Annotated in this window: 15 protein-coding genes and 1 riboswitch; of the genes, 6 read left to right on the top strand and 9 right to left on the bottom strand. The window is 45.4% G+C overall.

Annotation, left to right across the window (positions count from 1 at the left end):
* Positions 1-56: 56 nt before the first annotated feature.
* The 5 genes from ACPD8L_RS15500 to metK all read right to left on the bottom strand — a co-directional run bounded on the left by ACPD8L_RS15500 (position 57) and on the right by metK (position 9,502).
* Positions 57-1,229 (bottom strand): trans-sulfuration enzyme family protein, encoded by a 1,173-nt coding sequence (locus ACPD8L_RS15500; protein WP_423944405.1) that lies wholly within the window; start codon positions 1,227-1,229, stop codon positions 57-59.
* Complete coding sequence (gene thrA / locus ACPD8L_RS15495; protein ID WP_423944403.1) at positions 1,226-4,609, bottom strand: bifunctional aspartate kinase/homoserine dehydrogenase I; 3,384 nt, start codon at positions 4,607-4,609, stop codon at positions 1,226-1,228. Before thrA ends, ACPD8L_RS15500 begins: the two co-directional genes overlap by 4 nt.
* A gap of 31 nt (positions 4,610-4,640) precedes the next feature.
* On the bottom strand, positions 4,641-5,918 hold the full coding sequence (locus ACPD8L_RS15490; RefSeq protein ID WP_293302915.1) for an O-acetylhomoserine aminocarboxypropyltransferase/cysteine synthase family protein: 1,278 nt from the start codon (positions 5,916-5,918) through the stop codon (positions 4,641-4,643).
* A 109-nt stretch (positions 5,919-6,027) separates the two neighbouring features.
* Positions 6,028-6,135, bottom strand: a riboswitch (SAM riboswitch).
* A 74-nt stretch (positions 6,136-6,209) separates the two neighbouring features.
* Positions 6,210-8,144 (bottom strand): CocE/NonD family hydrolase, encoded by a 1,935-nt coding sequence (locus ACPD8L_RS15485; protein WP_423944401.1) that lies wholly within the window; start codon positions 8,142-8,144, stop codon positions 6,210-6,212.
* Positions 8,145-8,248: 104 nt separating this feature from the next.
* On the bottom strand, positions 8,249-9,502 hold the full coding sequence (gene metK, locus ACPD8L_RS15480; protein WP_423944398.1) for a methionine adenosyltransferase: 1,254 nt from the start codon (positions 9,500-9,502) through the stop codon (positions 8,249-8,251).
* 322 nt (positions 9,503-9,824) lie between these two features.
* On the opposite strand from metK, the gene ACPD8L_RS15475 reads away from it, so the two are divergent.
* The 5 genes from ACPD8L_RS15475 (at position 9,825) to ACPD8L_RS15455 (ending at position 13,365) form a co-directional block, all read left to right on the top strand.
* Complete coding sequence (locus ACPD8L_RS15475; protein WP_116217317.1) at positions 9,825-10,442, top strand: deoxynucleoside kinase; 618 nt, start codon at positions 9,825-9,827, stop codon at positions 10,440-10,442.
* A gap of 117 nt (positions 10,443-10,559) precedes the next feature.
* Positions 10,560-10,772 carry a hypothetical protein gene (locus ACPD8L_RS15470; protein WP_423944395.1) on the top strand — a complete coding sequence of 71 codons (213 nt, stop codon included), beginning with the start codon at positions 10,560-10,562 and terminating at the stop codon, positions 10,770-10,772.
* Positions 10,773-10,798: 26 nt separating this feature from the next.
* Positions 10,799-12,079 carry a serine hydrolase domain-containing protein gene (locus ACPD8L_RS15465; RefSeq protein ID WP_423944392.1) on the top strand — a complete coding sequence of 427 codons (1,281 nt, stop codon included), beginning with the start codon at positions 10,799-10,801 and terminating at the stop codon, positions 12,077-12,079.
* Between the two features lie 5 nt (positions 12,080-12,084).
* Positions 12,085-12,513: a DUF1801 domain-containing protein gene (locus ACPD8L_RS15460; RefSeq protein WP_423944389.1), complete on the top strand. Its 429-nt coding sequence runs from the start codon at positions 12,085-12,087 to the stop codon at positions 12,511-12,513.
* A gap of 138 nt (positions 12,514-12,651) precedes the next feature.
* Complete coding sequence (locus ACPD8L_RS15455) at positions 12,652-13,365, top strand: energy transducer TonB (protein ID WP_423944386.1); 714 nt, start codon at positions 12,652-12,654, stop codon at positions 13,363-13,365.
* Positions 13,366-13,577: 212 nt separating this feature from the next.
* On the opposite strand, the gene ACPD8L_RS15450 is transcribed toward ACPD8L_RS15455, so the two are convergent.
* The 4 genes from ACPD8L_RS15450 to ACPD8L_RS15435 all read right to left on the bottom strand — a co-directional run bounded on the left by ACPD8L_RS15450 (position 13,578) and on the right by ACPD8L_RS15435 (position 20,393).
* On the bottom strand, positions 13,578-15,977 hold the full coding sequence (locus tag ACPD8L_RS15450; RefSeq protein WP_423944384.1) for a sodium-translocating pyrophosphatase: 2,400 nt from the start codon (positions 15,975-15,977) through the stop codon (positions 13,578-13,580).
* 113 nt (positions 15,978-16,090) lie between these two features.
* Complete coding sequence (locus ACPD8L_RS15445) at positions 16,091-16,618, bottom strand: inorganic diphosphatase (protein ID WP_116217311.1); 528 nt, start codon at positions 16,616-16,618, stop codon at positions 16,091-16,093.
* 143 nt (positions 16,619-16,761) lie between these two features.
* A complete protein-coding gene (locus tag ACPD8L_RS15440; protein ID WP_423944381.1) occupies positions 16,762-19,257 on the bottom strand; it encodes a DUF5686 family protein in 2,496 nt (831 codons plus the stop codon).
* A gap of 158 nt (positions 19,258-19,415) precedes the next feature.
* Positions 19,416-20,393 (bottom strand): pyruvate dehydrogenase complex E1 component subunit beta, encoded by a 978-nt coding sequence (locus tag ACPD8L_RS15435; protein ID WP_116217309.1) that lies wholly within the window; start codon positions 20,391-20,393, stop codon positions 19,416-19,418.
* A gap of 171 nt (positions 20,394-20,564) precedes the next feature.
* On the opposite strand from ACPD8L_RS15435, the gene ACPD8L_RS15430 reads away from it, so the two are divergent.
* Complete coding sequence (locus ACPD8L_RS15430; protein ID WP_293302949.1) at positions 20,565-21,311, top strand: electron transfer flavoprotein subunit beta/FixA family protein; 747 nt, start codon at positions 20,565-20,567, stop codon at positions 21,309-21,311.
* The last annotated feature ends 15 nt before the right edge of the window (positions 21,312-21,326 follow it).

Below are 21,326 nucleotides of genomic sequence, written 5' to 3'. Positions count from 1 at the left end.
CACGAATATAGCGAAAATTAACAATCTGCTATCCAAAAATATAGGTGGTATAGGTTTTAGCCCAAGGCCTGCTCAATATCCGCTATAATGTCCTGTATGTGTTCCAATCCTACCGAAACCCGTACCGTACCGTCTGAAATACCCACAGCCTCCCGTTCCTCTTTGGTGAGTTTACTGTGCGTGGTAGATGCAGGGTGGGTCACTATACTCCGGGAATCCCCTAAATTGGCGGAAAGGGACAACAACTTAATGCTGTTGAAAAACCTGCGCCCTTCTTCCAGTCCACCTTTTACTTCAAAAGCAACCACACACCCTCCGGCCTTCATCTGTTTTTTGGCAATCTCATATTGGGGATGCGACTTTAAAAACGGATATTTTACCCACTCCACTTTATCATGCTTTTCCAGGTAATTGGCCAACTCCAAAGCATTCGCACAATGCCTGTCCACCCGTATGGCCAAGGTTTCCAAACTTTTGGACAACACCCATGCGTTGAATGGGGAAAGCGCTGGCCCGGTTATTCGGGAAAAACGATATACCTTGTCCACCAATTCATGGCTTCCAACGGTAATACCGGCCAAAACCCGTCCCTGACCATCCATAAGCTTGGTCCCAGAGTGGATCACCAAATCCGCCCCAAACTTAATGGGCTGTTGCAAATAGGGCGATGCAAAGCAATTATCGATGATAAAAATAAGTCCGTGTTTCTTCGCAATGTTACCCAATGCCTCCAAATCCAGCACATCCACACCTGGGTTGGTAGGCGATTCGGCATAAATGATCTTGGTCTTGGGTGTGATCAATGCCTCTATACTATCCAAATCATTGGCATTAAAATAGCTGGTAGCAATGTTCCATTTTGGGAAAAACTGCGTAAAAAGACTATGGGTTGATCCAAATATGCTCTTGGAAGAGATGATATGGTCCCCACTATCCAACAGTGCGGCCAAGGTTGAGAACACAGCCGCCATACCGGATGCAAAGGCAAAACCACTTTCGGCTCCCTCCATTTTACAAACCTTCTCGATAAACTCAGAGGAGTTTGGATTGGCGTAACGCGAATAAATATTGCGGTCCTTTTCCTCAGCAAAGGAGGCCCTCATATCCTCGGCATCCTCAAAAACAAAGCTCGAAGTAAGGTACATGGGCGCAGAATGTTCCAAAAATTGGGAACGCTCCATTTGCGTTCTGATCGCTTCCGTTTCAAATTGCTTCTTCTGCTCGCTCATATCTTTTCTGCTATTCTTAATATATCACCAAAAACCCCTCGGGCCGTAACGGCCGCTCCTGCCCCTGCTCCTTGGATCACCAAAGGGTTCTCTCCATAGGACTCGGTATAGATTTCAATAATGGAATCCGATCCCTTTACCTGCCCCAAAGCACTTTCTTTGGGCACGGACACCAATTTCACTTCCAAAACACCCTTGTCTTGCTGTAAATCGCCATGCAGATCTCCCACATATCTAAGTACATGGTTCTCTTCTTGTACACTTTTGATATCCTCATAAATCTTATCCATATCCCCTATCTTACCCATAAAGGCATCAAACTCAAGCGTCCTTAATTCCTCCGGGATTAGATTTTCCACTTCTATATCTGAAAATTCATTTTGTAAATCTAATTCACGGGCCAAGATCAACAATTTCCTGCCCACATCGTTACCGGATAGATCCTCACGCGGGTCCGGCTCGGTATACCCCTTCTCCATTGCTTCCTTGACAATGGATGAAAACGGAATATCCTGCTCCGAAAAGGTGTTGAAAATGTAGCTCAACGAACCCGAAAACACCCCTTTGATCCTGGTTATGTTCTCTCCGGACAGGTGCAAGAGCTTAATGGTATCGATCAAGGGAAGCCCTGCGCCCACATTGGTCTCGTACAAATACTGTTTTTGATTTTTATCCAAGCACTTCCGTATGGATTTGTATTTTTCGAAGCTGAGCGTATTGGCAATTTTATTGGATGAAACCAAATCAAAACCGTGTTTGACCAAGGTTTCATAGTTCTCCACAAAAGATTTGCTCGCGGTATTATCAACTGCTATTAGATTTTCCAAATGATGGGTTTGCGCAAAGGACACCACACTTTCCATCTGGTAGGGGATTCCTTCTTTTTCCAATCTTTTCTTCCAATCCGATCCAATTCCAGACGCATCCAACAATACCTTTTTGGAATTGGCCACTGCAAACACCCGAAAGCCAATCCCTTTTCGCTCCTCTATACTTTTTTGGGAGTCCAAGATTTGGTCGATCAGTGTACCGCCCACATTGCCGTGACCAAAAATGGCCAGATTCACTTTTTTGGCTATGCCGAAAATTTGCCCGTGAATCACATTGACGGCCTTATGCAAATCCGCTTTCTTCACCACCATACTCACATTCTTGCCCGTAACCGTATTATTGAAAAGCAAGGGGATCACTTGGTTCTTGGCCAGGGCGTTGAAAGGTTTATGAAAACTGCTCAGGTCCATCCCCACAATGGAGATGACCGATACATCCTTGGTCACGGTTATCTGGTTGATGTCCTGCGAAGAATAGTCGGTCTCAAACTCTGCATCCAAGACTTTTTTGGCCTTCTCCGCTTTGGATAAATCGACCACCAAACCAATACCCCGTTCCGAAGAACCTTGGGAAATGATACCCACACTGATATCGTTCTGACCCAATGCCCTAAAAATCCTTGCATCAATGCCCACCTTACCCAAAAGACCTCTACCTTCCAAATTGATAAGGGCCATATTGTCCAAAACCGATAGGGACTTAATGCCTCCATTTTGGGTTTTAGGGCCAATTAGGGTTCCCTCGTTATCATCATTGAACGTATTGCAGATACGCAAGGGAATGTTCTTTTCAATGAGCGGGATTATGGTCTTTGCATGCAGAATGGTCGCCCCAAAGTTGGCGAGCTCATTCGCCTCGTCGTACGATATCACGTCAATCAGTTTGGCATCGCTCACCAAATCCGGGTTGGCCGTAAAAATACCATCCACATGGGTATAGTTGATGAGTTCGGACGCATCCAAGAAATTGGCCAACAAGGCAGCTGAATAATTGGTGCCATTCCTACCCAAAGTGGTGGTCACTCCCTCCTTATTGGAAGCAATGAAACCGGTTACCACGGGTATCGTATCCGAGTCCAAATCATGGAAGCAACGGATCACATTTTCTTTGGAAAGACTCTGGTCTACCTCTGCATTGCTGTAAGTGTCATCGGTCTTGATCAAGCTTCTGGAGTCTATCAACTGTGCCTTTAACCCTTCTTTATTCAAAAGTGCGGCAACGGTCTTACCCGAAATCAATTCCCCAAAAGACAACAACTCGTCTTTGGTCCTCAAACTATAATCCCCGGTAAGGAACACTCCGCTCAATATTTTCTCTATGGATTTGAGTTCTTCTTCAATAGCTACGGAAAACCCGTTCTTCTGGTAGGCGGAAAAAGCAGCCAGAGCTTCCTCAAACTCCTCACCTCTTGCCGCTTTTTCTAGCATGTTCTCCAATTGGTCCGTGGCCTTGCCCCGGGCCGATACCACCACGGCAAAATTCTCATGGGCTTCCGCCCTTTTGGTGATGATGTTCAACACCCTTTCAATGCCCTCACCATTGGCCAAGGACTTCCCTCCAAACTTCAGGACCTTGATGCGCTCTTGTTTTCCCTTTTTGGGAAAAACGGCTTCCAACAGCTTTTCCAACTGTTCAAACTCCATTAAAAAAGCATCATGGCCATGCAACGACTGCACTTCGCCATAGGTAACATTGGTATTGGCCTGGGCCAAACGCTTAAAGGTTTCCCTGTTTTCTTCAGCCGTAAAGAACAAATCCGAGTTGACCCCGATAATATGGATCTTGGTATCACTATCCTGCAGTTCCTTGAAACCCTCATCCCCATTTCGGGTGATGTCTATGGTCTTCAGCAATTGGTTCATCAGTTTATAGGCCGATAATTGGAACCGTTCCTGAAGTTTTTTTCCATGGTGCATCAACCAGCTCTCCACATTGAAGACCTGAAGTTCTTCATTGGTACTTCGTTTGAAACGTTCTTTGAAGGATTCAGGGGTCCTATAACAGAGCATGGCATGCATACGGGCATCGTGAACGGGCTGCTTGGAGTTCACCAAAAACTGTTCTTGGATCTGACAGTTGGCAATGAGCCAATCGGTTGACTTCCAATCCGAAGCTACGGGAATCAAATGTTCCGTGATCCTTGGGTTCAACGCGGCCATTTCCCAGGCAATGCCTCCACCCAATGACCCACCAATGATGGCATACAATCGGTCTATCTTCAACTGTTGCAATCCCAAAAGAAAAATCTTTGCGATATCCCCTGCCACAAAATCCTTGTAATTGTCGATCACAAAACCGTCATGACCATTTCCCGGAATGTTGAAGGACAAAATGGTATAGACATCGGTGTTGATGGATTTATCCTTACCAATAAGATCGGACCACCATCCGTGTTCACCAGCCACATTGGAATTTCCGGTAAGGGCATGGTTCACCAAAACAATGGGAGCCGAATACAAGGGCTGCCCAAAAAGTTGATAGGACAATTGCAAATCCTGGGTGGTACCGTTCTGTGTGGCGAATTGTGGTATGTTAAGATGCTGTAACATGTAGGTGTCTGTAATATGCGTGTCTGTTATTTTACCCGATGGATGCAAAGGCCTGCTCCAAATCGGCTTTTAAATCTTCGATATCCTCAAGGCCTACCGACAATCGAATTAAATCTTGGGTCACACCGGCACTTTCCTGTTGTTCTTCGTTCAGTTGCTGGTGCGTGGTGCTGGCTGGGTGTATGATCAAGGATTTGGTATCGCCAATATTCGCCAACAATGAGAATATCTGGGTGGCATCGGTCAGCTGTTTGGCTGCTTCAAACCCGCCTTTTACCCCAAAGGTAACGATTCCACTTTGGCCTTTTGGCAAATATTCCTTGGCCAAATCATTGTACTCACTACTTTTCAATCCAGGGTAATTGACCCAGGCAACCTCATCCCTGCTTTCCAGCCATTCTGCCAATGCCAAAGCATTTTCACTGTGCTGTTTGATTCGAACCGGCAAGGTTTCCAAACCTTGTAAAATCTGGAAGGCATTGAACGGACTTAAAGCCCCTCCAAAATCGCGCAGTCCCTCCAAAATCAATTTAAAGGTAAAGGCTGCAGCTCCCAAGGCTTCGTGGTACACCAAACCGTGGTAGCCTGCAGAAGGTTCCGTAAATTCAGGAAACTTTCCATTGGCCCAATCAAACGTACCGGCATCGATGATCGCCCCACCCAAGGAGTTGCCCTGACCCCCAATATATTTGGTCAAAGAATGGATCACCAAATTGGCCCCATGCTCAATCGGATTCAACAATCCGGGAGTAGCTACGGTGTTGTCCACGATAAAAGGTACTTGTGCCGCTTTGGCTTCCTTGGATATTCCTTTTAGGTCGAGCACATCCAACTTGGGGTTCCCCAAAGATTCCACAAAGAAGGCACGCGTATTATCTTGAACGGCGGCCGCAAAATTGGAAGGATCGGATGCATCCACAAAAGTGGTTGTGATGCCCAATCTAGGCAGGGTCACATTCAACAAGTTATAGGTACCTCCGTACAAACTGCTCGAAGCCACAATATGATCTCCGGCCTTTAAAAGAGTCAACAACCCTGTTGAAATAGCGGATGTCCCTGAAGCAAACACCACAGCACCCACACCGCCTTCAACCGCCGCCAAACGATCTTGTAAAATCTGGTTGGTAGGATTGTTCAATCGGGTGTAGATGAAGCCCAATTCTGCCAAGGAAAACAAGTTGGCAGCATGGTCCGTGTTGTTGAACACATACGAGGTGGACTGATAAATAGGCACTGCCCTGGTACCCGCTGTTTGGGTAGTATCGTGTCCGGCATGTAAAGCGTTGGTTGCAAATTTTTGATTACTCATGACTTTTCTTTTTTTTAATTTTTAAAACAATACGTAAAAGTCAAACCCAAGGGCATGGCCCATAGATAAATCAAAAAGTTATAAGAAAGTGAAATCGAAAAATCGATCGTCGTTATCTATTCCCTGCTGGGATAGAATGTAGCACCTTCTTGGCACTAGGGGCCAAGGGTTGCTAAGGCTTCACAGGGTCTATTCCCTCCACCTTTCTTGATAACTAATCAATACGTGTTTGAACTTGTGGGGACAAATATACTGATGGAAACACCGAAATTCCTAATCTTTTGGAAAAAATTAGCGTAAAACCGAAAACTCAATGTTCGAATCGGTAAAAACGGTATGTGTTTGGGTCTTAAAGTCCGATTCATCCGCTTTAAAGATATTATCCACATAGGTCTGCGGATTCAAATCGATAAGGGGAAACCACGTACTCTGCACCTGAATCTGTAATTTATGCCCTTTCTTCACCGTATGGAACACATCTTGGAGTTTGATGTCCACATCCGTCTTTTGATTGGGCGTAAAAGGTTCCGGGTCGGAAAAACTGTTTCGGAAACGCCCGCGCAATACCTCGCTCCGTACCATTAAATGATAATTGCTCATTTTAAGGTGGTCCTGCATTTCCTCGTTGGTTTCGGCATCAGCGGGGTGCACATCAATGACCTTGACAATCCAATCGGCAGCTGTTCCTGTGGTAGCCACTTTTAAATGGGCCATGATATCACCGGCCAAGGTAAGGTCTTCATCCATCACCTCGGTTTCAAACACCAAAACGTCGGAACGCCTTGCGGCAAATCGTTGATCATCCGTCATGTACTTTCTCGGAGTGAACACAGTCTTTACATCTTCGGAATAAGGCACCGGCTTTTTTATATCACTGATAAACTGGATTCCTTCGGTTCCTTTTTGTTCCAAGGTCAATTCTTGATTTTCTGAAAGGTATAGGGTCTGTTTCATCATATCTGCTGGTGGCCATGTATCGTATTCTTTCCATTCCTTTTTACCCGTGTCAAACACGTAGGCTTCGGGAAGACCAGAATTCATATCGCCATCACCCTTCAAGAAATGGTTGAAGAATTTGGTTTCGATATTATCCTGATAAAACTCTGCAATGGAATCCCCAAAATAATAATTGCCCACCAAGCTTCGGCCATCCCGTCTGGACCAACGTCCATGATCCCATGGACCAAAAACCATGGTATTGTAGTTACCTTCATTGTATTTTTCAATGTTTTTGTAGGTTTCCAACGGACCGTAAAGGTCTTCGGCATCAAACCACCCTCCCACGATCATGGTGGCCACATGGCTCTTTACATTTTTTAGATGCTGGATAAGACCCTTGCGTTGCCACATCTCATCATAATTGGGATGTTCCTTTAGCTCATTCCAGAAAAAGTCATCGGTCACACCTTCGGGACGCATTTTTGGGGTGTCCGCGGTTTCATACTCAAAAAAGTAATCCAGGTTTTTCAACGGACCGGCATCCAAGAAGAATTGGTATTGATCTTCCGTAGGCAATTCCGGCAACACATACCAAGCCGTGTCGATGGGCTGATCACCGTTGGGCCGTGGTGTTCCAAAAAGGGAAGTCGCCCTAAAATAGCTCAATAAATAGGCACCATTGTGGTGAAAGTCGTCAAAAAAGAAATCCCCAATACAGGCCTGTGGCGAAGCGGCCTTTAAGGCCGGATGCGCATCCACGGTGGCATAGGTGGCGTAATATCCCGGGTAGGAAATTCCCCAAACGCCTACATTGCCATTGTTGTTCTCCACATTGTTCACCAACCAATCAATGGTGTCGTAGGTATCCGAACTTTCATCCACTTGATCATTGGAGGTCTTGTTGGGAATATAAGCCCTCATATTTTCATAATGTCCCTCACTGAGCCAGCGCCCCCTCACATCTTGGTAAACTATAATGTTCCCTTCCTTCATTAAATGCACATTGGGCCCGATCTGTGTCCTGAAATTCCCTTCACCATAGGGTCGGGAACTATATGGGGTGCGTTGCATCAGAATGGGATATTCCTTGGAAGTGTCCTTTGGGGAATATATGGTGGTGTGCAGTGTTACCCCATCCCGCATCTCAATATCCACTTCCTGCTTGGTATAATGATCTTGTACATAGGTATCAACTTGTTGAACCTCGGTCTTAACCGTTTTTTTACAACTGCCAATTACAAACAACAGGCCAACACTTAGAAACAGAACCTTTACCAAACTTTTCATCGATTTGTATTTTGATTGCCTAAAACTACTAAAGTTCCGCAGAGTATCCCAAACAAAAAAGGAGCCCCTTTCGAGACTCCTTCGTTTAGTGTGGTTATTTTTCTTTATAGGTTGAAGGCTGCTTTCACGGCATCCACTTTATCCAATTTTTCCCATGTGAACAGCTCTACATCCCTTTCAATTTTTCCATTATAGGGAGATTCAAAGACCTTGGTCAAGGTTTGGGGCTGTTTCCCCATATGGCCATAGGCCGCCGTTTCCAAATAAATGGGATTACGTAGTTTTAGGCGTTCTTCAATGGCAAAGGGTCGCATATCGAAGAGTTCGGAAGCCTTTTTGGCAATCTCGCCATCGGTTAGATCAACATTGGCGGTCCCGTAGGTATCCACAAAAATGGACGTTGGTTCCACTACCCCAATGGCATAGCTCACCTGTACCAAAATCTCATCGGCCACCCCTGCGGCCACCAAGTTTTTGGCAATATGTCGAGCAGCATAGGCCGCACTGCGGTCCACCTTGCTGGGATCCTTTCCACTAAAGGCACCACCACCATGCGCTCCCTTTCCACCGTAGGTATCCACAATGATCTTACGGCCGGTAAGACCGGTGTCGCCATGTGGGCCACCAATCACAAACTTTCCGGTGGGATTCACGTGGTATTTGATGGTATCGTTGAATAGTTTCTGGATGTTTTCGGGCAAAAGTTCCTTGACCTTTGGAATCAATATTTTGATTACATCTTCCTTGATCTTGGCCTGCATCTCGGTATCTGTTCCAAACTCATCGTGCTGGGTAGAGACCACAATGGTATCGATGCGTTGTGGCACGTTGTCATCCGAATATTCTATGGTCACCTGTGCCTTGGCATCAGGTCGTAGATAGGTCAATTGGGTGCCTTCACGTCGCAATTCTGCCAAAACCTGCAAAATCTTGTGCGAAATATCCAAGGCCAAGGGCATGTAGTTGTCAGTTTCCTTGGTAGCATACCCGAACATCATTCCCTGATCACCGGCACCTTGCTCTTCTTTGCTACCACGATCTACCCCTTGGTTGATTTCCTGGGATTGTTCATGGATCAAGGAAATCACCCCGCAGGAATCGCCGCTGAACTTATACTCCCCCTTGGTGTAGCCAATATTGTTTATGACTTCCCGGGCAATGCTCTGCAAATCCAAATAGGTGTGACTCTTCACTTCACCCGCCAAGACCACTTGCCCCGTGGTCACCAAGGTTTCACAGGCCACTTTGCTCTCGGGGTCAAAGGCCAAAAAATTATCCAAAAGGGCATCACTGATCTGATCTGCAATTTTATCTGGGTGTCCCTCACTTACCGATTCTGAGGTAAACAAATATGCCATGATTCTAATTTAAATGGATAGTTTTGACGGAAAGGCCGTAAGAAGTTTACAATGCTTCACCAAGAAGCCCGAACCAGGTTCAGTATAAACTGCTTTAGCATTTTTGTACACCCATCTGTTGGGCGACCGAGGTTGCAATCAGTCAAATCTATCCTCATTCAGATGGGCAAAAGTACATATTTGCCACATATTTTAAAACTTTGTTTGATCACTGTTCACAAGTTTCCCATTTCAACCGGTTTTTTTTCTTCTACTGGATATACTTTGTATATTGCGCGTTGGTTCCCCAACCTAATACACCAACTTTAAACAACATCATCCCATGCATATTGCGGTAGCAGGAAACATTGGCGCCGGAAAGACCACCTTAACCAACTTACTTGCCAAACATTATAAGTGGGACGCCCATTTTGAGGACGTGGTGGACAATCCGTACCTAGATGACTTCTACACCCAAATGGAACGATGGAGTTTTAACCTGCAGATCTACTTTTTGAACAGTCGCTACCGACAGATCCTTAAAATCCGTGAAACTGGAATGGATGTGATCCAAGACAGGACCATCTATGAGGATGCGCATATTTTTGCACCCAACCTGCATGCCATGGGGTTGATGACCAACCGGGATTTTGAGAACTACAAAAGTCTTTTTGAGTTGATGGAGACCTTGGTACAACCGCCAGACCTGTTGATTTATCTACGCAGTTCCATCCCTAATTTGGTGAACCAGATCCACAAGCGCGGTCGGGATTACGAGAACAGTATCTCTATTGACTACCTCAGCCGATTGAACGAACGTTACGAGGCTTGGGCCAATACCTACGAAAAAGGGAAATTGCTCATTTTTGATGTGGACAACCTCAACTTTGTGGACTCCCCGGAGGATTTGGGCGAGGTGATCAACCGCATTGATGCGGAGATCCACGGCTTGTTCGAATAAATTTTTACGCCAGAACATATTTATCAACTTTATACCGCTCCTTTTTTGAAGGGATATGGGTATATTTAGTTTTTGTATTCAAGATTTTACCTTGTAAAAATCAGAAAACCCAATACCATGAATTCAGACATCATAAAGCTCTACAAGCAGTTGGAAAACATGGAACAGACCAAGGAAGTGGTACAATTGAGCAATCAACTTAGAGAAACATTACATCAAAATCTTCGGAGCCATTTTCAGGAGTTCATCAACATTGGCCATGCCATTGGCTTTAACGAACTCCATGAAGAATTGAAAAAGGCCATGGAGCTGTTGGAAATCCAGAAATAAAAAATAATCATCACAATCAACCCATTATGAGAACCCTATCGTTTTCCAAGTTTTTACTTTTTGCCTTTGTATCCTTGCTTTATGTGGGCACCACGGCCCAAGAGTTGGCCAAAGTCCCTGCCGATCAGGTAGGCCTATCTTCCCAACGCCTCAACGTACTCACCCAGACCTTTCAGGAGTATGTGGATGACGGGGAACTGTCCGGCGCGGTTGCACTCGTGGCCCGCAAAGGAAAAGTGGCCTATTTGCAGTCGTTTGGAAAGAATGACGTGGAAAACAACGTCCCCATGACCGAAAGCTCCATTTTCAGGATCGCTTCGCAGACCAAGGCCGTTATCAGTGTTGGGGTGATGATCTTGCAGGAACGGGGGCAATTGCTCATCAGTGATCCCGTGGGAAAATATATGCCCGCTTTTATGGAAACCAAGGTGGCCGTGGCCAAAGAAGATGGTTCCTATGATGTAGTGAAGGCCAAAAGACCCATCACCGTTCGCGATCTACTCACCCATACCTCGGGAGTTTCCTACGGCAGTGGCATAGCCAAGGACCTCTGGGAAGCCGCCAATATCCAAGGGTGGTATTTTGCAGACCGTAACGAACCCATCCAAGCGACCATCAACCGTATGGCCGACCTCCCCTTTGAATCACAACCCGGTGAAAAATGGGTGTATGGCTATAACACCGATATTCTTGGTGCCTTGATCGAGGTGGTTTCCGGGGAACCTTTGGATGTTTTCATCAAGAAAAATATTCTGGACCCTCTGGGCATGAACGACACCCATTTTTATCTTCCAAAGGATAAAAGACAGCGTTTGGCAACAGTGTATTCCGCTACCGAAAACGGATTGGAACGCGCCCCCGAACCTGGGCATATGGTAGGCCAAGGGGCGTATGTGGATGGTCCTCGAAAAAGCTTTTCCGGTGGTGCCGGTCTCTTGAGCACCGCCATGGACTATGCCAAATTCTTGCAAATGACGCTCAACAAAGGAACGTTCAATGGCAAACAAATCATATCCCCCAAAACCGTGGAACTCATGACCGTGAACCATTTGGCCAGTGATGTGATTTATCCTTGGGGAAATGGCACCGGATTCGGTCTGGGCTTTTCCGTTGTGGAGGATTTGGGCAGACGAGGGGTATTAGGCTCCAAAGGTGAATATGGTTGGGGTGGCGCCTATCACTCTTCCTATTGGGTAGACCCAGAGGAAGAATTGGTAGTGGTCTATTTTACCCAATTAATCCCTGCCGGGAAGATTGACGACCATGGAAAACTCCGTGCTTTGATTTACCAAGCGTTGACCGACTGATTTTCATGGAAAACCTTCAGATAAACACAAACCCCGAAGTACAAACGGTGTTCGACCACTATCCTGATTGGGCTAGGGAAAAACTGTTAGTGCTTCGGGAGTTAATTGTGGAAACTGCCAAGGAAGTTGAAGATATCTCCGCACTGGAAGAGACCCTGAAATGGGGTGAACCCAGTTATTTGACCAAAAATGGCAGCACCATACGGATGGATTGGAAATCCAAGGCCCCCGACCAGTATGCCTTGTACTTTAAGTGCACCAGCCGATTGGTGGAAACGTTCAAAGCAACTTTCCAGAGCGTTTTTGAATTTGAAAGGAAGAGAGCCCTTATTTTCCAAAAGGATGATGAAATCCCTGTGGAAGAACTCAAGCATTGTATACGGGCCGCCCTTACCTATCACAAGGTGAAACACCTCCCCACTCTGGGCATATAAAACCCATCTTGAACCGTATCAAGGTCATTCCCTAATCCAAAAGGGGCATTCACTCATTGTAGGTTTCATCCAGCTGATTTTCAAAGTAGTTTAAGGGTACGAACTGCGACCCTCACGGGCCATTAAAACTTGAAAGTCATGGAACCAAAGAAAAATCAACATGTGGAATTGAAACGGAACAGCCTCCTTTACTTTTTTATGGGGATGTTCTTGGTATTGCTCCTTATCTACACTGCATTGGAGTGGAAAACGTATGACCCCGTAGTAGATTGGGATTATGCTAAACTACACGTTCAAGATGAACTTATTGAAGAAGTACCCATCACCAAAATTGAACTCCCCAAACCCAAGATTATCCAAGCACCTCCGATAATAGAAATTGTTCCAGACGATGACGAAAACATCATTGAAACTGTTATCGAATCCACAGAACCTGATCAGGATACAGAGATATCCCCCATTGAAACCATAGAGGTAGCCGATGACGATGAACCTGAGATTGTTCCGTGGGTATTGATTGAGGATGCCCCTACTTTTCCAGGTTGCGAAAATGTAACCGACAAAGAAGAAAAGAAATTATGTTTTCAGGAGATGATGCAAAAACATATTAGAAAGCATTTCCGCTATCCCGAAATTGCCCAAGAAATGGGTTTGGAAGGCCGGGTAAATGTGGTATTCACCATTCAAAAAGATGGAAAAATAGCTGATGTACGCATGCGAGGTCCCCATGAAAGCCTGGAAACCGAAGCGGCCCGCATCATCTCCAAACTACCCCAGATGATTCCGGGAAAGCAACGGGGAACAGCAGTGAAGGTTCCTTTTTCCATACCCATTACGTTTAAATTGAATTGATTTAAGATTTTCCACACTCCCAAGGTGGGTTTGAAATGACAGTAGGAACGGCAAGGTTATTTCGAAGAAGCGTAGCGACTGAGAAATCTATCAGGAAAACATGTCATTTTAAAATGAGGACCGCAAGGACGATTGAGAAATCCAACATAGATTGAATTCACAAAAAAACCACGCCAAAGGCGTGGTTTTTACTCGTATTGAAAGCAAGTTCTTTATTGCTTCATCTTATTTTTATATGCCTCCACCAATTGTTCCACTTCTTCCTTGGTATCAGCAGTGAACTCTTCTATCTCATCCACTACTTTTCCATTGGCTTCGTAGCTGGAGGTCACGATAGCCTTGAAAGCACCATCGGCAGTATTGCTTACCTCTACCAAGAACTTCTTGGCAATGGTCTTGGTCTCTTTCATTCCTTCCTCAGAAATGGTGATGACCGTACCGTTTTCTTTCACCATGCTCAACTCATCCGCTGGGGATAGGTTTACCAAACTTGGCGCAATAACCAAGGCCACAACGGACATCAATTTCAACAAGATGTTCAAGGATGGCCCTGAAGTATCCTTGAAAGGATCTCCAACGGTATCTCCAACCACGGCAGCTTTATGGGCATCAGAGCCTTTGCGACCTTCACTTTCAATGGTCTTCTTGGCGTTGTCCCAAGCACCTCCGGCATTGGATTGGAAGATGGCCATCAATACCCCGGCTGTGGTTACCCCAGCCAACAATCCACCTAACATTTCGGCACCTCCAATAAACCCAACGGCCACAGGAACGGCAATCGCCAACAATCCAGGGAATACCATTTCCTTAATGGACGCCTGAGTGGAAATGGCCACACACTTTTCGTATTCGGCCACACCATCGGCGGCATCAAAAATCTTTCTATCTTCTTCTGACGCTTTTGAAATATCAGCATCGTATTTACGCATTACCTCAAGGGCCGCTTTCAATTGGGGAATGTCCCTAAATTGACGACGTACCTCTTCGATCATGGCCATGGCAGCTCTACCTACGGCATTCATGGAAAGGGCGGAAAATACGAAAGGAAGCATTCCCCCGATCAATAGTCCCGCCATAATATCCGGCTGGGATACGTCAATGGATGTTACACCGGCTGTCTTCATGAAAGCAGCGAACAACGCCAAGGCAGTCAAAGCCGCTGAGGCAATGGCAAAACCTTTACCAATGGCAGCAGTGGTGTTTCCAACGGCATCCAATTTATCAGTACGTTCACGTACTTCGCTTGGCAATTCGGCCATCTCGGCAATACCACCCGCGTTGTCGGAAATAGGTCCGTACGCATCAACCGCCAACTGGATACCGGTATTGGCCAACATCCCTACGGCCGCGATAGCGATACCGTATAATCCAGCAAAATAATGTGATACCAAAATCGCAGCGGCAATCAATATGATCGGAATGGCGGTGGACATCATACCCACGCCCAAACCGGCAATAATGTTTGTGGCAGAACCGGTTTCGGACTGACGTACAATGGAGTTTACGGGTTTAGTTCCCGTTCCAGTATAATATTCAGTGACTTTACCCACCAACAATCCGGCAACAAGACCGGCAATGGTAGCCCAGAAAACCCCCATGGAAGAGTATTCTTTTCCTCCTTCAACCCAAGATTCTGGAAGCATTCCAGTAATCAAGAAATAGGATGCGATCAACATAAGTCCGGCAGAGCCAAATTCACCAATGTTCAAAGCAGTCTGTGGATTCCCGCCATCCTTTACTTTAACAAAGAACGTCCCGATAATGGACATTACAATCCCTACTGCAGCCAAAGCCAAGGGAAGATATACGGCCCCAAGACCGTCAAAAGCGGCTTGGAATTCTGGAAGACCCGCAAAAACGGCTCCCAATACCATGGTTCCGATTATGGAACCTACGTATGATTCAAAAAGGTCAGCCCCCATACCGGCAACGTCCCCAACATTATCCCCCACATTATCTGCAATAGTGGCAGGGTTCAAGGGGTGATCTTCGGGAATACCGGCTTCCACCTTACCCACAAGGTCGGCACCAACATCGGCCGCCTTGGTATAGATACCTCCACCCACACGGGCGAAGAGTGCTATGGATGATGCGCCCAAGGAGAATCCAGAAAGTACGTTCAATACTTCACTAAGTTCCCATCCTTGTCCGCTGTACACCATAAAGAGCACGCTCAATCCCAAAACACCGAGACCTACAACGCCGAGACCCATTACGGCTCCACCGGCAAAAGCCACTTCCAAGGCCTTGCCCAAGGAAGTTCTGGCGGCATTTGTGGTACGCACATTTGCTTTGGTGGCCACTTTCATTCCAATAAAACCGGCCAACGCGGAGCAGATGGCCCCTACAATAAAGGAAACGGCCACCATGCCATTGGAACCAGCCTCATTACTGCCTTTGAAGAACAGTAGAATAGCCACAGCAACGACGAAAATGCTCAATATCTTATATTCAGCCTTCAAGAACGACATTGCACCATCTGCAATGTTCTTGGCAATTCTTGCCATCTTCTCATCCCCGACTTCCTGCTTAGAAATCCATACGTTTTTAATAAACACGTACAACAAGCCCAGGATACCAAACACGGGCAAAAATTTCACAATCAAATCCATAGTTAGTAGTTGTTTAAGATTTTTTTAATGGCAGCTAATGTAGTAAAATACGGAGTAATAAAAAAAATGCGCTTTTATTTAATAAAAGCGCATAAATTCTTGGCGATTGTTCCTTATATGGTATAAGTACGTTTCTTTTTGTGTTCACTTTCATCATATCGTTTCACACATTCGAGGTAAATCTCTATGGCTTCATCGACACCACCCCATCCTCCGGTGTCGACCTTTTTCTCTTCCAAGTCTTTGTATACTTGGAAAAAGTGCTCGATTTCCTTTAGTCTATGTGGGTTCAATTCGCTGATATCATCCCTTTTGCTCCAAATAGGGTCGGAAACGGGAACACAAATCAATTTTTCATCCGGTCCTTTTTCATCGGTCATATGGAACACCCCTACTGGCTTTACCTCCATCACCACCATGGGATAGGTGGGCTCGGTACCCAACACCAACACATCCAAGGGATCGTGGTCCAAGGCCAAGGTCTCTGGAACAAAACCGTAATCCCCGGGATACATCATCGAGGAAAAAAGGGTTCTATCGAACCGAATCTTATGCAGGGTAAAGTCGTATTCGTATTTGTTTCGGCTACCTTTTGGAATTTCAATTAGGACATCAAAGGTAACGGGTTCTCTTTTGGACATGCTTGAAGTTTTATTTTCTACAAAAATAGCCCGTATAGATGGAATGGGGTAATGAAATTGCGTTAATTCGTATAGATTCCTGTTTTCACAGGAATAACAATTTTATCCGAGCCCTGATGCCCTGCATCAGGAAGATTTTTCAGTTAAAAATTAAATCCGAAGGTTCCCGTGATTCCAAACGGACGTGCATCGGGATTATCCAGATAATTCCCCCTAAAGTTAAAATCGATGCGCAAAATCTTGAAGATGTTGCCCACACCAAACGAGTACTCCCAATAAATCTGGTCCTCGGGCGCCATTAATGGAATGTTGGCGGGAGCACTCAAAGCGATATTTTCATCCGAAATTTGACCCCATGCCCCTCTCAATCCAACAATTTCACGCAGGTTGAACTTGCGCAAAAATGGAATTCTTGAGAACAGTCTCCCATTAAAATTATGCTCCAAATGCACGGTAGCATAGGTATCGGTCACAAATTCGTAAAAATCAAGGTTGGGGAATACATTATATAGTGAGAACAGGGTTTGATTTCCGGGAATAACACTTAAAAGTGACAAAGGCACTTCTCCAAAGGTCTTCCCAAGTTCCACGCTGGTCGTTAACCTCCCAAAACCTCCTATTTGCCAAGGCTGCTTGTACGAAAATTGGAGTCGCTCATAGTCAAAATCACTTTCCAAGAAGCCACTTATCCCTTTGGTGTAATTCAACACCACGGTGCTATGATCGTCGTTGATATTGGCCCGTTCCACCCCATATCCAATGGTTCTTTTACCCGGCGTATAGATGAGGGTGGTGCTGACATCAAATTGTTTCACTTCTGATGAAATGCCTGTTGGCGAACCCGCATCCACATAATCCAGGTTAAAGGCATCCGGCAAGGCCGAACTCAAGGTCCGTAAGGAACTCCCCAGACGAATCCGGAAATTCTTGACGGGTTCCATTTCCAGTCCCAAAGTGGATAGGTTAATGTTGGTAAGCCTGTCATTGGAGCCTACCGTGACCAAGGAGGATGAAGCAATACTCCTGCCCAGCACATCATTGGTACTGGTAAGGCTTAGTCCCAACTGCTCTATGTCCCTTCGGTTTCCACCGGAAAGAATCAGTCGGGTCTTTCGGTCCAGCAAGAACTTACCTGAAAGCCCGTGTTTAAACTTATGATCACCAAACCCATAGGCCATATAGCCTTCCAAACGCCAGGTATCGTTTTGGCCAAAGTAGGTACGGGCTCCTGCCCTTAAGCGCATTCCTTCAGCATCATTATAGCCAAAGGTGCTGTAGACATCGCCAATATCTATGTTCCACTTGTCTATTTCGATATAGCCAGAACCCAAGATGCTCACAATGTCATAGTAGGTTCGGAACTTGGGGACCGTCTTCAGGGTGTCCAAAAGCTGAAAGATTCCCGATTCGTCATCACTGAGATTCTCCAGCCGGGCATTTTTCCAGAAGGTGGTATCCTGCGAAAAGACCCGTGGGTCATAGGGGTCGGATTCCGCTTTGTAGAACGACTCGGGCCGACTTAGATCAAACTCATAATTATCAAAAACCGTAGTGCGTTTTCCGTACACCCCTCTTGATTTCTCCTTTTTGGAAAAGGCAAAGTCGCTGAGCATATAGTCCCGTTTCAGCAAAAAGACCGAATCGTTGACCACATCAAAATCCTGTTCAATATAGATTTCCTTCACCCAATTGATATTGGCACTCTTGGTGACCTGCATGTTGATCTTCTTAATGGCAAAGGTGGTATCGTTTACCCAAAAATCCCCTTTAAAGGTGAGTTCGTTCTTTCGTCTAGGGTAATAGATGATGTTATAGCACCATTTATCATCAATATAGGTACTGTCTGACAGCACATAATTATAGGTATCTATCCCTGTCTTGGACAACGGACTGGTGAAGCTTTTGTCGAAAAACCGCAGGTAGTTATCGTAGATGTCATAATCGGAGTACAGGTCTTCCACAAAGGCCGTGATGGCTTGGTTTCCTTCAAATCCTGAACTTTTATTGCCTAAGACATCCTCTTTTTCCCGATTCAGGATATTATCACCATAGACCTTTGAAAAGGTTTCGTTCAAAAAGATGGGCAAATAGGTCTTCCCTGTAATCCTTGAGGTATCCAAATCCTCGAACATGAACTCTAACCCCCTGAACAGTTTACTTTGGATCAATGCACTGTCTATGGTATTAAGGTCAAACTCTACTTTTTCGTATTTATCGTATTTGTATTGTTTGAACTTACTAACCCCATTTTCACGTTTCTTGGCCCAAATTTTTCGAAGGATATCAATGGCCGGGTTATCTTTTTTGGACTGCTTTCCGGTATACACAATAACCTCTTTTAGCTGTTCCATGGATTCGTTCAACACGATTTCCAATCCATAGTTCACCTTTTGGGGCAAGTTTATCTCCTTACTTTCATACCCAATAAAGGTAACCGTAATGGTTTCATAGGTATCATCCGATTCCAAGTAGAATCTACCATTGTCATTGGTAATGGTCCCCTCGGAAGAGTTTTTAAAAATGATATTGGCAAAGGCAATGGGTTCACCGGATTCATCCAATACAATACCGCCCACCTTGGTCTGCGAGAAAATGGTTAAAGAAGTAAGCAAAAAGAAAACGGCTAGGAATCTCTTCATGTTTTGATATATGGGACATTGGAAAAACCGTTGGGCTTTCCAGCTGCACTTTAGGTCAAATTTTGGTTCAAAAGTAACTTCTTATCAAAAACTGTTCCGTTAAAAAAGCCCCATCAACATGGTTGACGGGGCTAATATACCTTACAAATATACGCAAGCTATTTATATAACACTTTCTTAACAGCCTTAATGACATCCTCATGATTGGGCAACCACTCGGCCAAAAGCACGGGCGAATAGGGTGCCGGGGTATCGGCTGTGTTTATTTTCACAATAGGGGCGTCCAAATAATCGAATGCCTTGTCCTGTACATGGTAAATGATCTCAGTGGCCACATTTCCAAAAGGCCAGGCTTCTTCCAAGATGACCATTCTATTGGTTTTCTTCACGGAATTCAGGATGGCTTCATAGTCCATGGGACGCACGGTGCGCAAATCGATGATTTCGCAGCTAATTCCTTCTTTTTCCAGTTCATCGGCCGCCTTGTAGGCTTCCTTGATGATTTTTCCAAAGGAAACTATGGTCACGTCGGTACCTTCCCTTTTGATATCGGCAACACCCAATGGGATGGTATATTCGCCTTCAGGCACTTCACCTTTGTCACCATACATCTGTTCCGACTCCATAAAAATTACAGGGTCATCATCACGGATCGCCGCTTTCAACAATCCTTTGGCATCAGCTGGATTTGAAGGTACAACCACCTTCAATCCCGGACAGTTGGCAAACCAGCTCTCAAAAGCTTGGGAGTGTGTGGCCGCCAATTGGCCCGCAGAAGCGGTAGGGCCCCTAAAAACGATGGGGCAGTTGAACTGTCCACCGGACATCTGTCGAATTTTAGCGGCATTGTTTATGATTTGGTCAATTCCCACCAAGGAGAAATTGAAGGTCATGAACTCTATAATGGGGCGGTTGCCATTCATGGCAGAACCTACGCCGATACCGGCAAATCCCAACTCAGAAATGGGAGTATCCAATACGCGTTCCGGTCCAAATTCGTCCAACATTCCCTTTGAAGCCTTGTAGGCCCCATTGTATTCCGCTACTTCCTCCCCCATCAAATAAATGGTATCGTCCCTGCGCATTTCCTCGGACATGGCCTCCGCAATTGCTTCCCTAAACTGTAGTGTTTTCATTAACTGATGCTAAAAGTTTTGTTAGTGTGCTTAAAAACGCAAGCAAAAATAGCAAAAACTAAAAGAACAATGCTTGGGGATAAATCAAAAAAAGAACGAAATTTATTATGCATGCATAATAAATTTATGAATTTAATAGCTATCTTTGAAGCTATAAACCTTAAAGTACCTATGAAGATTTTAGTTTGCATTAGCAATGTACCAGATACTACCTCCAAAATCAATTTTACGGAAGGGGATACCAAGTTTGATACAAACGGGGTGCAATTTGTGATTAATCCCAATGATGAGTTTGGATTGACACGCGCCATGTGGTTCAAGGAAAAGCAAGGAGCCACCGTACACGTGGCCACTGTAGGCGGTCCCCAGACCGAACCTACCATCCGTAAGGCATTGGCCATTGGGGCCGATGAGGCCATACGGGTGAATGCCGAACCCGCCGATGGTTTTTTTGTAGCCAAACAATTGGCAGAAATCGTTAAAAATGGAGGGTACGACCTTGTCATTGCCGGTAGGGAATCCATTGATTACAATGGAGGAATGGTCCCCGGAATCCTGGCCACCCTTTTGGATATGAATTTTGTGAACACCTGCATTGGCCTGGAGGTCGATGGCAATACGGCCACGGCACTTCGGGAAATTGATGGCGGTAAAGAAAAATTGAGCACTTCCCTACCCTTGGTCATTGGAGGCCAAAAAGGATTGGTACAGGAAAGTGACCTTCGCATTCCCAATATGCGGGGAATCATGATGGCTCGTCAAAAAGCACTCAATGTCGTGGAACCCGTGGAAGCTTCGCAACCCACACAAGACCAAAAATTTGAGAAACCAGCGCCAAAAGGACAAGTGAAGCTTGTAGATGCAGACAATGTTGGTGAGTTGGTGAACCTATTGCACAACGAAGCCAAAGTAATCTAAGGCGCAGCCAAATCA

The organism is Flagellimonas algicida, assembly GCF_049629585.1.
Taxonomy (GTDB): Bacteria; Bacteroidota; Bacteroidia; order Flavobacteriales; family Flavobacteriaceae; genus Flagellimonas.
This window is presented reverse-complemented; position numbering and strand designations above follow the sequence as displayed.

Bases quoted from the DNA above. Each gene is read 5' to 3' on its own strand.
- ACPD8L_RS15500 (WP_423944405.1), bottom strand. From the start codon at position 1,229: ATGAGCGAGCAGAAGAAGCAATTTGAAACGGAAGCGATCAGAACGCAA.
- thrA (WP_423944403.1), bottom strand. From the start codon at position 4,609: ATGTTACAGCATCTTAACATACCACAATTCGCCACACAGAACGGTACC.
- ACPD8L_RS15490 (WP_293302915.1), bottom strand. From the start codon at position 5,918: ATGAGTAATCAAAAATTTGCAACCAACGCTTTACATGCCGGACACGAT.
- ACPD8L_RS15485 (WP_423944401.1), bottom strand. From the start codon at position 8,144: ATGAAAAGTTTGGTAAAGGTTCTGTTTCTAAGTGTTGGCCTGTTGTTT.
- metK (WP_423944398.1), bottom strand. From the start codon at position 9,502: ATGGCATATTTGTTTACCTCAGAATCGGTAAGTGAGGGACACCCAGAT.
- ACPD8L_RS15475 (WP_116217317.1), top strand. From the start codon at position 9,825: ATGCATATTGCGGTAGCAGGAAACATTGGCGCCGGAAAGACCACCTTA.
- ACPD8L_RS15470 (WP_423944395.1), top strand. From the start codon at position 10,560: ATGAATTCAGACATCATAAAGCTCTACAAGCAGTTGGAAAACATGGAA.
- ACPD8L_RS15465 (WP_423944392.1), top strand. From the start codon at position 10,799: ATGAGAACCCTATCGTTTTCCAAGTTTTTACTTTTTGCCTTTGTATCC.
- ACPD8L_RS15460 (WP_423944389.1), top strand. From the start codon at position 12,085: ATGGAAAACCTTCAGATAAACACAAACCCCGAAGTACAAACGGTGTTC.
- ACPD8L_RS15455 (WP_423944386.1), top strand. From the start codon at position 12,652: ATGGAACCAAAGAAAAATCAACATGTGGAATTGAAACGGAACAGCCTC.
- ACPD8L_RS15450 (WP_423944384.1), bottom strand. From the start codon at position 15,977: ATGGATTTGATTGTGAAATTTTTGCCCGTGTTTGGTATCCTGGGCTTG.
- ACPD8L_RS15445 (WP_116217311.1), bottom strand. From the start codon at position 16,618: ATGTCCAAAAGAGAACCCGTTACCTTTGATGTCCTAATTGAAATTCCA.
- ACPD8L_RS15440 (WP_423944381.1), bottom strand. From the start codon at position 19,257: ATGAAGAGATTCCTAGCCGTTTTCTTTTTGCTTACTTCTTTAACCATT.
- ACPD8L_RS15435 (WP_116217309.1), bottom strand. From the start codon at position 20,393: ATGAAAACACTACAGTTTAGGGAAGCAATTGCGGAGGCCATGTCCGAG.
- ACPD8L_RS15430 (WP_293302949.1), top strand. From the start codon at position 20,565: ATGAAGATTTTAGTTTGCATTAGCAATGTACCAGATACTACCTCCAAA.